The sequence below is a fragment of the Parasulfuritortus cantonensis genome, assembly GCF_004337445.1.
In the GTDB taxonomy this organism is placed as follows: domain Bacteria; phylum Pseudomonadota; class Gammaproteobacteria; order Burkholderiales; family Thiobacillaceae; genus Parasulfuritortus; species Parasulfuritortus cantonensis.
In genome coordinates this window covers 48,539-59,287 of sequence record NZ_SJZB01000012.1, presented here as the reverse complement: position 1 = coordinate 59,287, position 10,749 = coordinate 48,539, and the positions used below count along the sequence as shown (strand labels likewise).

At 66.4% G+C, this 10,749-nt stretch carries 9 protein-coding genes and 3 tRNA genes; 2 read left to right on the top strand and 10 right to left on the bottom strand.

The genetic code is table 11. The annotated features are described in order from the left end of the window. Positions 1-169: 169 nt before the first annotated feature. The 3 genes from EZJ19_RS02900 to EZJ19_RS02890 form a co-directional block, all read right to left on the bottom strand. A tRNA-His gene (locus tag EZJ19_RS02900) sits at positions 170-245 on the bottom strand. 12 nt (positions 246-257) lie between these two features. Continuing rightward, a tRNA-Arg gene (locus EZJ19_RS02895) sits at positions 258-334 on the bottom strand. A gap of 42 nt (positions 335-376) precedes the next feature. Then, positions 377-453, bottom strand: a tRNA-Pro gene (locus tag EZJ19_RS02890). 101 nt (positions 454-554) lie between these two features. Here EZJ19_RS02890 and folD point away from each other — a divergent pair. Next, complete coding sequence (gene folD / locus EZJ19_RS02885) at positions 555-1,436, top strand: bifunctional methylenetetrahydrofolate dehydrogenase/methenyltetrahydrofolate cyclohydrolase FolD (protein ID WP_131444797.1); 882 nt, start codon at positions 555-557, stop codon at positions 1,434-1,436. On the opposite strand, the gene EZJ19_RS02880 is transcribed toward folD, so the two are convergent. Further along, positions 1,427-2,176 (bottom strand): HAD family hydrolase, encoded by a 750-nt coding sequence (locus EZJ19_RS02880; protein ID WP_131444796.1) that lies wholly within the window; start codon positions 2,174-2,176, stop codon positions 1,427-1,429. The genes folD and EZJ19_RS02880 overlap by 10 nt on opposite strands. Before the next feature lie 86 nt (positions 2,177-2,262). Here EZJ19_RS02880 and EZJ19_RS02875 point away from each other — a divergent pair, with 86 nt between their 5' ends. Beyond that, complete coding sequence (locus EZJ19_RS02875) at positions 2,263-2,721, top strand: hypothetical protein (protein WP_131444795.1); 459 nt, start codon at positions 2,263-2,265, stop codon at positions 2,719-2,721. Between the two features lie 44 nt (positions 2,722-2,765). Here EZJ19_RS02875 and pnp read toward each other — a convergent pair whose 3' ends face one another. The 6 genes from pnp to nusA all read right to left on the bottom strand — a co-directional run bounded on the left by pnp (position 2,766) and on the right by nusA (position 10,729). Further along, on the bottom strand, positions 2,766-4,892 hold the full coding sequence (gene pnp / locus EZJ19_RS02870) for a polyribonucleotide nucleotidyltransferase (RefSeq protein ID WP_131444794.1): 2,127 nt from the start codon (positions 4,890-4,892) through the stop codon (positions 2,766-2,768). Positions 4,893-4,919: 27 nt separating this feature from the next. Beyond that, positions 4,920-5,189, bottom strand: coding sequence for a 30S ribosomal protein S15 (rpsO, locus tag EZJ19_RS02865; RefSeq protein WP_131444793.1), 270 nt, complete (start codon positions 5,187-5,189; stop codon positions 4,920-4,922). A gap of 77 nt (positions 5,190-5,266) precedes the next feature. Then, a complete protein-coding gene (gene truB, locus EZJ19_RS02860) occupies positions 5,267-6,160 on the bottom strand; it encodes a tRNA pseudouridine(55) synthase TruB (RefSeq protein WP_131444792.1) in 894 nt (297 codons plus the stop codon). After that, positions 6,160-6,531, bottom strand: coding sequence for a 30S ribosome-binding factor RbfA (gene rbfA, locus EZJ19_RS02855; RefSeq protein WP_131444791.1), 372 nt, complete (start codon positions 6,529-6,531; stop codon positions 6,160-6,162). Before rbfA ends, truB begins: the two co-directional genes overlap by 1 nt. Before the next feature lie 61 nt (positions 6,532-6,592). Further along, the gene (gene infB / locus EZJ19_RS02850) at positions 6,593-9,232 is read right to left on the bottom strand and encodes a translation initiation factor IF-2 (protein WP_131444790.1); all 2,640 of its coding nucleotides are present in this window, start codon (positions 9,230-9,232) and stop codon (positions 6,593-6,595) included. Positions 9,233-9,253: 21 nt separating this feature from the next. Beyond that, entirely contained in the window at positions 9,254-10,729 is a 1,476-nt protein-coding gene (gene nusA / locus EZJ19_RS02845) for a transcription termination factor NusA (RefSeq protein ID WP_131444789.1), read from the bottom strand. Positions 10,730-10,749 lie beyond the last annotated feature (20 nt).

The window sequence follows — 10,749 nt, the reverse complement described above, 5'->3', positions numbered from 1 at the left end:
CTTAGACGTGACAAGCGGGACGGACTCGCATCCATCCCGCCGAAAGCTTGTTTGAAGTATTACAAGATTATACGCAGGGCCGCGATTTGGCTCAACGGTCGGACACCCGCGGCGCGCACGCACTCGGCTACAACGCCGTTCGTGCGGCCGACCTGCGAGGGGAAATAGATGGGGCGACGGAAGGGAATCGAACCCTCGACACCTGGAGCCACAATCCAGTGCTCTACCAACTGAGCTACCGCCGCCACTGAAAACCTTGGCCTGCCCGACAGGGATCGAACCTGTAACCCCCAGCTTAGAAGGCTGGTGCTCTATCCAATTGAGCTACGGGCAGATCGTCCGGCGGGCAGTGTGCAACTGCATGTCCGGCAACGCTTGGTCGGGGTGAGAGGATTCGAACCTCCGACATCCTGCTCCCAAAGCAGGCGCGCTACCGGGCTGCGCTACACCCCGAAGGGTGCGGAATATACCCGCGGGGCGCGCAAAAATCAATGTCATGACGATATCGGCGTCGGCTAAAATTTCCCTCTCGTCAAAAAGGCCACCCGCACACCATGACCGCCCGAATCATCGATGGCAAGGCCATCGCCGACGCCCTCCTGCTCAACATCCGCACCGAGGTCGACGCCCGTGTCGGTGCCGGCCGGCCGGCGCCCGGCCTCGCGGTGATCCTGGTCGGCGACAACCCGGCCTCGGCCATCTACGTGCGCAACAAGCGGCGTTCCTGCGCGATCGCCGGCGTACGCGACCTCGCCCACAACCTGCCGGCCACGACCTCGCAAGCCGAACTGCTCGCCCTGATCGACCGCCTGAACGGCGACGACGAGGTCGACGGCATCCTGGTGCAGCTGCCCCTGCCCGAGCACATCGACCCGAACGCGGTCATCGACCACATCGCCCCGGGCAAGGATGTCGACGGTTTCCATCCCTACAACCTGGGCCGCCTGGCCCAGCGGCGCCCGACCCTGCGTCCCTGCACGCCCTACGGCGTGATGCGCCTCCTGGCCACCACGAACATCGACCTGCGCGGCAAGGAGGCGGTAGTGGTGGGCGCCTCCAACATCGTCGGCCGCCCGATGGCGCTGGAACTCCTGATGGCCGGCTGCACGGTGACGGTCTGCCACAGCGCGACGCGCGACCTGAAGGCCCACATCGCGCGCGCCGAAGTGCTGGTGGCGGCGGTCGGCCGGCCGGAAATGATCCGCGGCGAATGGCTACGCGAGGGCGCCGTGGTGGTCGACGTCGGCATCAACCGCCTGGCGGACGGCCGCGTGGCCGGCGACGTCGATTTCGAGAGCGCGAAGGACCGCGCCGCCTGGATCACCCCGGTGCCCGGCGGCGTCGGCCCGATGACCGTGGCGACCCTGCTCCAGAACACCCTGGAAGCCGCCGACGCACGCGCCGGCCGAGGCGACGGCCGGCCGGTTCAGGCCTGATACCAAGCCTGCAGGCGTTCCAGGTCGACCACGCCGGTCTCGTCCCGATCCAGGCGCCGATAGGGCGCCTCCGGTTCGCCCAGATCCGTTAGCACGGCCAGGGCGCCGGAGAAATCGTCCGCCCGCGTGTAGTCATTCACCGTCACGATCGTCTTCAGGCCGGCCCCCTGCGAGGAACGGATGCCGTTCTTCGAATCCTCGAAGGCGAGGCACTCCCCGGCGGCCAAGCCGAGCCGCTCCAGCGCCCAGGCATAGATGTCCGGCGCCGGCTTCTTGGCCGGGACGATGTCGCCGGCGGCAATCACCGCGAACCAGTCGGGGCCGTCGTCGGCCAGGCTGTGCCGGAGCAGGGCCGTGACGTTGTCCGGCGTCGTCGTCGTGGCGACGCCCAGGATCAGACCGGCGGCGCGCGCCTCCGCCAGCAGGCGTTTGACGCCGGGACGCAGCGGGATGCCGCCCTCGGCCAGCATGCGCGTGTAATGCCGGGTCTTGGCCTTGTGCAGTTCGGCCACCATGGCGTCGAAATCCGCCGGCTTGACGTAATCGGCCCGGAACTGCTCGACGTAATAGCGCATGCGCTCCTTGCCGCCGGTCACCGCCAGCAGTTTTCCGTACAGCTCGACATCCCAGTCCCAGTCCAGCCCGAATTCCCGGAACGCGGCATTGAAGGCCGGCCGGTGGCCGTCACGCTCGGTGTCGGCCAGGGTGCCATCGACGTCGAACAACAGCGCTTTGAGCATTCCAAATCCTCTCTTGTTGCGGGGTTTTCAATTGAAAATCAAGAAGTAAAATACCGTACTCTTCCGATAGCGCAACACCCGTCCCCATGCTCCCTAATCAAAACCCGGAATTCGACGCCCTGTTCGACGGCATGCTGTTCAGTCTGCTGACCTGGGAGCAACTGGAAAACTTCTGGGGCCGCCTGGACGTCGGTGCCGGCTGGTACCTGTATGCCTTGGGCGAGACGCGTCCGGAGCTGCCGGCGGACGGCGCCCACGTCGCCACCTTCCTGCGCGAACTGGACATGCTGCTGCGCAAGGAACATGACGAGGAGTACTGCGGCATCGTCTACGCGGACAACCTCGAGCAACCCAGCCTGATCAAGATCTACGATCCGAATCACCTCGGCACCTCGTGCGGCTCCAGCAAGCAGAAGGTGCTGCCGGGCTGGGTGATGAGCCGGATGCCGCCCTCCGACCTCGATCCCAGCCATCACGTGCCGCAGAACCGGCGGCGTTGGTGGCAGGGCATCGTCGACTTGCTGGGCGGCAACGAGCGGACGTAAAAAAAGCGGCCGGAGCCGCTTTTTTTACCTTCCCGAACCCTGCCTCAGTCGGCGGCCGGGGTTTCGACCGGGGCCGGCGCGCGTACGGGCGGCTCGATCAGGGCCTTCATGGACAGGCGCATGCGGCCCTTGTCGTCGGTCTCCAGGACCTTGACCTTGATGGCCTGGCCTTCCTTGAGATGATCGGCGACGCTGTTGACGCGCTCGTGGGCGATCTGCGAGATGTGCAGCAGGCCGTCCTTGCCCGGCAGGACGTTGACGATGGCGCCGAAGTCCAGGATCTTCAGCACGGTACCGTCGTAGACGCGGCCCACTTCCACCTCGGCGGTGATGTCCTCGATACGCTTCTTGGCGGCCTCGCCGGCCTCGGAGCTGGTGCAGGCGATGGTGATGGTGCCGTCCTCGGCGATGTCGATCTGGGTGCCGGTTTCCTCGGTCAGGGCACGGATGACCGCACCACCCTTGCCGATCACGTCGCGGATCTTCTCCGGGTTGATCTTCATGGTCATCATGCGCGGCGCATACTGGCTCATCTCGTGCGGCTGGTTCTCAGCCTGGTTCATGATGCCCAGGATGTGCAGGCGGGCCTCGCGGGCCTGTTTCAGGGCGACCTGCATGATCTCCTTGGTGATACCCTCGATCTTGATGTCCATCTGCAGGGCGGTGACGCCGTCCTCGGTACCGGCGACCTTGAAGTCCATGTCGCCGAGGTGGTCCTCGTCGCCCAGGATGTCGGTCAGCACGGCGAAGCGGTTGCCTTCCTTGATCAGGCCCATGGCGATGCCGGCCACGTGCTTGCCCATGGGCACGCCGGCGTCCATCAGGGCGAGCGAGCCGCCGCACACGGAGGCCATGGAGGAGGAACCGTTCGACTCGGTGATCTCGGACACCACGCGGATGGTGTAGCCGAAGTCTTCCTTGCTCGGCAGCATGGCCAGGAGGGCACGCTTGGCGAGGCGGCCGTGGCCGATCTCGCGCCGCTTCGGGCTGCCCACGCGGCCGGTCTCGCCGGTGGCGAACGGGGGCATGTTGTAGTGCATGATGAAGCGGTCGGTGTACTCGCCGGTCAGGGCGTCGATGATCTGCTCGTCGCGGCCGGTGCCGAGGGTGGCGACCACCAGGGCCTGGGTCTCGCCGCGGGTGAACAGGGCGGAACCGTGGGTGCGCGGCAGGACGCCGGTGCGGATGCTGATCGGCCGCACGGTGCGGGTGTCGCGACCGTCGATGCGGGGCTCGCCGGCCAGGATGCGGCTACGCACCACCTTGGCCTCGAAGGCGTGGAACATGTCCTTGATCTCGTTGACCGCGACCGTGTCCATGTCTTCCTTGATCATCTCGGCGAAGACGCGGTTGCGCACTTCGTCGACGGCGGCCATGCGGGCCTGCTTCTGCTTGATCGAGTAGGCGCTGGCGAGATCGTCGCCGCACAGGGCGGTCATCTGCTCGACCAGGGCGGCGTTCTGCTCGGGGGCGGTCCAGTCCCAGGCGTCCTTGCCGGCCTCGTCGGTGAGCTCGTTGATGGCGTCGATGGCCGCCTTCATCTGTTCGTGGCCATAGACCACGGCGCCCAGCATGACGTCCTCGGAGAGGACGTTGGCCTCGGACTCGACCATCAGCACGGCGTCCTCGGTACCCGCCACGACCAGGTTCAGATCGGAGGTCTTAAGCTCGGTCAGGGTGGGATTGAGGACGTACTGGCCGTCGATGTAGCCGACCCGGGTGGCGCCGATCGGGCCGTTGAACGGCACGCCGGACAGCATCAGGGCGGCGGACGCGCCGAGCATGGCGGGGATGTCGGAATCCACTTCCGGGTTCTGCGACATCACCGTGGCGATGATCTGCACTTCGTTGAAGAAGCCGTCCGGGAACAGCGGGCGGATCGGCCGGTCGATCAGGCGGCAGGTCAGGATTTCCTTCTCGGAGGGCTTGCCCTCGCGCTTGAAGAAGCCGCCCGGGATGCGGCCCGCGGCGTAGGTCTTCTCCTGATAATCGACGGTGAGCGGGAAGAAATCCTGTCCGGGCTTCACCTCGTTCTTGGCCACCACGGTGACCAGCACCACGGTGTCGTCCATGTTCACCATCACGGCGCCGGAGGACTGACGGGCGATCTCGCCGGTTTCCAGGGTCACCGTGTGGCGACCGTATTGAAAGCTCTTCTTGACAGAATTCACGCTAACCTCGATTTCGATTGGACAGGATTACTTGCGCAGGCCGAGACGGTCGATCAGCTGACGGTAGCTGTCCAGGTTGCGGGACTTCAGGTAATCCAGCAGGCGACGACGGCGGCTCACCATCTTGAGCAGGCCGCGGCGGGAGTGGTGGTCCTTGGTGTTGGCCTTGAAGTGGCCGGTCAGGTCGTTGATGCGGGCGGTCAGCAGGGCGACCTGCACTTCCGGGGAACCGGTGTCGCCGGTGGCACGCTGGAAGTCCTTGACGATTTGGGCCTTTTGCGCGGTTTCGATAGCCATTTGAAACTACTCCGATCTGAAACGAATTTTGAAAACGTGGGATTTTACCCGCCAGCGGGGGATTTTCTCAAGCAAATTCAGGGGGCTGTCGCGAGCAACCGCTTCGGCGCCGCCTTGCCTTCGATGTCGACCTCGGCGACGCCCAGGAAGCGGCCGGCCGGATCGTAGAGGCGCAACAGGTCGCCCACGCGCAGCCCGGCGCGCCAGATCGCCTGGCCGTGGCGGATCTGCCAGGCCGACTCGACGTCGAGGTCGAGCCGGGCCAGGTCCTCGATCAGGCAGTCCGGCGGCAGAAGCTCCGCATCGCGCGCGTCCGCGGCCATGGCCTCCAACTCGGCCAGGCTGACGGCGTCCTCGATCGCGAACGGGCCGACCTGCTCGCGCCGCAACGCGGCCAGGTGGGCACCGCAACCGAGCGCGGCGCCGATGTCCTCGGCCAGGGTGCGTACGTAGACGCCCTTGCCGCAGTCCACCCGCACGGTCAGGCGGTCGCCGGCCAGGCCGAGCAGCTCGATGCCGTACACCTTCACCCGGCGCGCCTGGCGTTCCACTTCGACACCCTTGCGGGCCAGTTCGTAGAGTGGCCGACCGTCGCGCTTGATGGCCGAATGCATGGGCGGCACCTGGTCGATGGCGCCGATGAAGCGGGGCAGGATGCCGGCGATGTCGTTGCGCGTCACGGCCACCGGGCGGGTCTCGATCACCTCGCCCTCGGGGTCCGCGGTGGTCGTGCGGACGCCCAGATGCAGTTCGGCCAGGTAGACCTTGTCGGCGTCGAGCAGGAACTGGGAGAACTTGGTCGCCTCGCCCAGGCAAAGCGGCAGCAGGCCGGTGGCGAACGGGTCGAGGGTCCCGGTATGGCCGGCCTTCTCGGCATTGAACAGGCGGCGCGCCTTCTGCAGGGCCAGGTTGGAGGTGATGCCCTCCGGCTTGTCCAGCAGCAGTACGCCGTCGACCTTGCGCTTAGCCATCAGTCCTCGTCGTGGGGATGCTGCTTGTCTTCCTCGATCGCCCGGTCGATCAGTTGCGACAGGTGGGCGCCGCGCTCGACCGATTCGTCGTACTGGAAGGCCAGGCTGGGCACCATGCGCAGGCGCATGCGGTGGGCCAGTTCGCGGCGCAGGAAGCCGATCGAACTGTTCAGGCCCTTGGCGACGGCCTGGCGGTCGCCGACCATGACCGTGTACCAGACCTTGGCGTGCTCCAGGTCGGGACTGACCTCGACCGCGTTGATGGTGACGCCCTTGACGCGCGGGTCCTTGATGTCGCGCCAGAGTATGTCCGCCAATTCCTGGCGGATCTGCTCCGCGACGCGGCGGGAACGGGGAAAATCGGATGGCATGGCTGAACTGTTCAGGCGGGGCGGGCGCGGCTCGCCGCCGCGCCCGCCCCGGGTCGAGGCATCACAACGTCCGGGCCACCTCGACCACCTCGAAGCATTCGAGCTGGTCGCCTTCGACGAGGTCGTTGTAGTTCTTCAGGCTGAGACCGCATTCGAAGCCTTCCTTGACCTCGCGGACGTCGTCCTTGAAGCGCTTGAGGGCATCGATCTCGCCGGTGTGGATGACCACGTTGTCGCGGATCACGCGCACCGAACCGGCGCGCTTGATGAAGCCGTCGGTGACCATGCAGCCGGCCACGGTGCCGACCTTGGTGATGCGGAAGACCTGGCGCACCTCGGCCATACCGGTGACGTTCTCCTTCTTCTCCGGCGACAGGAGGCCACCCATGGCCGCCTTCACGTCGTCCACGGCCTCGTAGATGATGTTGTAGGTGCGGATGTCAACACCGGAGTTCTCGGCCAGCTTGCGCGCCTGGGCGTCGGCCCGGACGTTGAAGGCGATGATCACGGCGCCGGAGGCGATGGCCAGGTTGATGTCGGACTCCGACACCGCACCTACGGCGGCGTGGATGATGTTCACCCGCACCTCGCTGGTGGAGAGCTTCTGCAGGGCGTGGGTCAGGCCCTCGTAGGAACCCTGGACGTCGGCCTTGATGATCAGCGGCAGGCTCTTCACCTCGCCCTCGCCCATCTGCTCGAACATGGTCTCCAGCTTGGCCGCCTGCTGCTTGGCCAGCTTGACGTCGCGGAACTTGCCCTGGCGGAACAGGGCGATCTCGCGCGCCTTGCGCTCGTCGGGCAGGACCATGACGTCCTCGCCGGCGGCCGGGACTTCGGACAGGCCCTGGATCTCCACCGGGATGGACGGACCGGCCTCGGTGACCGGCTTGCCGTCCTCGTCCAGCATGGCACGCACCTTGCCGAAGGCGGCGCCGGCCAACATCATGTCGCCGCGCTTCAGGGTACCGGACTGCACCAGCACGGTGGCCACCGGGCCGCGCCCCTTGTCCAGGCGCGATTCGATGACGATGCCCTTGGCCAGGGCGTCGATCGGGGCCTTCAGTTCCAGCACCTCGGCCTGCAGGAGCACGGATTCCAGCAGCTGGTCGATACCGACGCCGGTCTTCGCGGAGACGTCGACGAACATGGTCTCGCCGCCCCATTCCTCGGGCACCACGCCCTCGGCGGAGACTTCCTGGCGAATCTTCTCGGGGTTGGCGCCCGGCTTGTCGATCTTGTTCACCGCCACCACGATGGGCACGTTGCCGGCCTTGGCGTGGTGGATGGCTTCCTTGGTCTGCGGCATGACGCCGTCGTCGGCCGCCACCACCAGGATGACGATGTCGGTGGCCTTGGCACCGCGCGCCCGCATGGCCGTGAAGGCCTCGTGGCCCGGGGTGTCCAGGAAGGTGATCATGCCGCGCGGGGTCTCGACGTGGTAGGCGCCGATGTGCTGGGTGATGCCGCCAGCTTCGCCGGCCGCCACGCGGGCACGCCGGATGAAGTCGAGCAGCGAGGTCTTGCCGTGGTCGACGTGGCCCATGACGGTGACCACCGGGGCGCGGTGCAGGAGTTCGACTTCCTTGACCTCGCCGGTATCCTCCAGATAGGCCTCGGGGTTGTCGGTCGGGGCCGGCTTGGCGACGTGACCCAGTTCCTCCACCACGATCATGGCGGTGTCCTGGTCGAGCACCTGGTTGATGGTGACCATGGAGCCCATCTTCATCAGGGTCTTGATCACCTCGGCCGCCTTCACCGCCATCTTGTGCGCCAGCTCGGCGACGGAGATGGTCTCGGGCACCAGGATTTCCTTGACCGTCGGTTCGGTCGGCGGCACGAACTGGGGCTGCTCGGACTTGTGCTTGGCCTTGCGGCTGCCACCGCGCCAACCGCTCTCGGCCTCCAGGGCACCACGCACCTTGAGGCCCTTCTTGCCGGCCGATTCGTCCTGGCCGGTTTTGCCCTTCTTGGCGGCCGCCTTGTCGACCTTGGGCTTGACGGCCGGCTTGGTCTCGGCCGGCTTCGGCGCGGCCGGCTTGGCGGCCTCGGCGGCCTTCTTGGCGGCCTCGGCCTCCTGGGCCGCCTTGCGTGCCGCTTCGCGTTCCTGCTTGGCCTTCAGTTCGGCCTCCTGGATGGCGCGCAGCGCGGCGTGGCGCGAGGCCTCGGCCTCGCGCAGCTTGAGCTCGTGCTCGCCGATGACCGGCGTCGGCGCCGGCTCGGGCGTCTCCTCGACGACCTCCTCGACAGGCTCGGGCGCCACCTCGACGACCGGTTCCTCGACGACCGGCTCTTCGACCGGTTCGGGCACCATTTCGACGACCGGTTCGGGCACCACCTCGACGACCGGCTCGGGCAGTAGCGGAGCCTCGTCGACGATCTCGCCCGGCAGTTCCTCGGTCGCCGCGACCGGGGTCTCACGCTTCACCAGGACGCGCTTCTTGCGCACCTCGACCTGGATGGTGCGGGACTTGCCCGAGCTGTCCGCGGTCTTGATCTCCGAGGTCTGCTTGCGGGTCAGCGTGATCTTGGTCTTGGGCGTCTTGGCGCCGTGCTTGTCGCGCAGGTAATCCAGCAAACGCGCCTTGTCCTGGTCGGACAGTTCGTCCGTGGTTTCCGTGACCGACACGCCGGCAGCCTGCAATTGTTCGACCAGCAGGGTCGGGGCGACTTTCAGCTCATTGGCGAATTGTTCGACGTTCATCTAACCCTCTATCTATGCAGCTCAGTCGAACCAGGGCGCACGCGCGGCCATGATCAGGGCCTGTGCCTGGTCCTCGGCCATGCCGGTGAGCTCCACCAGTTCGTCGACCGCCAGGTCGGCCAGGTCCTCGGCGGACTTGATGCCCTTGGCGGACAGGTCGGACGCCAGCTTGGCATCCATGCCCTCGACGCTCATGAGATCGGTAGATTCTTTCTCCACCGTCTCTTCCTGGGCGATGGCCGCGGTCAGCAGGGCATCGCGGGCGCGGGCACGCAATTCGTTGACGGTGTCCTCGTCGAACACCTCGATCTCGAGCATCTCGGCCAGGGGCACGTAGGCCACCTCCTCCAACGTGGAGAACCCCTCCTCGACCAGGACGTCGGCGACTTCCTGGTCGATGTCCAGCTTGTCCATGAACAGCTGGCGGATGGTGGAGACCTCGGATTCCTTCTTCTCCTCGGCCTCGGCCTCGGTCATGATGTTGATGGTCCAGCCGGTCAACTCCGAGGCCAGACGCACGTTCTGGCCGCCGCGGCCGATGGCGTTGGCCAGCTGGCTCTCGTCCACCACCACGTCCATGCTGTGCTTCTCCTCGTCCACCACGATGCTGGTGACTTCGGCGGGGGCCAGGGCGTTGATGACGAACTGGGCAGGCTCGGGCGACCACAGGACGATGTCGACGCGCTCGCCGTTCAACTCGTTGGTCACGGCGGTGACCCGGGTACCGCGCACACCGATGCAGGACCCCTGGGGATCGACGCGCGGGTCGTTCGATTTGACGGCGATCTTGGCGCGCAGGCCGGGGTCGCGGGCCGCCGCCTTGATCTCGATCAGTTCCTCGGCGATCTCGGGCACTTCGAGGGCGAACAGCTGCTTGATGAACTCCGGCGCGGTGCGCGACAGAATCAGTTGGGGGCCGCGGCCGCCGCGCTCGACGCGCAACAGGCAGGCACGCACCCGGTCGCCGATGCGCAGGTTTTCCTTCTGGATCATCTGGTCGCGCGCCAGCAGGCCTTCGATGCGACCGGACTCGATGATCGCGTTGCCGCGCTCCATGCGCTTGATGGTGCCGGACACCAGGGACTCGTTGCGGGCCAGGAAGTCGTTCAGGACCTGCTCGCGCTCGGCGTCGCGGATCTTCTGCAGGATCACCTGCTTGGCGGCCTGGGCGCCGATGCGGCCGAAGTCGACCGCCTCGGTCGGCTCCTCGACGAATTGGCCGATCTCGATCTCGGGATCGATCTCGCGGGCCTCGAACAGGAGGTATTGGCGATCCGGGAATTCCAGACCGGCCTCGTCGGGCAGCACCTCCCAGCGCCGGAACGCTTCATACTCGCCGGTCTTGCGGTCGATGCTCACGCGGATGTCGGCATCCTCGCTGAAGCGCTTCTTGGTGGCATGGGCCAGGGCCGATTCCAGGGCACCGAACACCACGTCCGGGTCGACATTCTTCTCGCGCGCCAGCGCATCGGCCAACAACAAAACTTCCCGACTCATCGCATCCTCCGGGGCAAAAC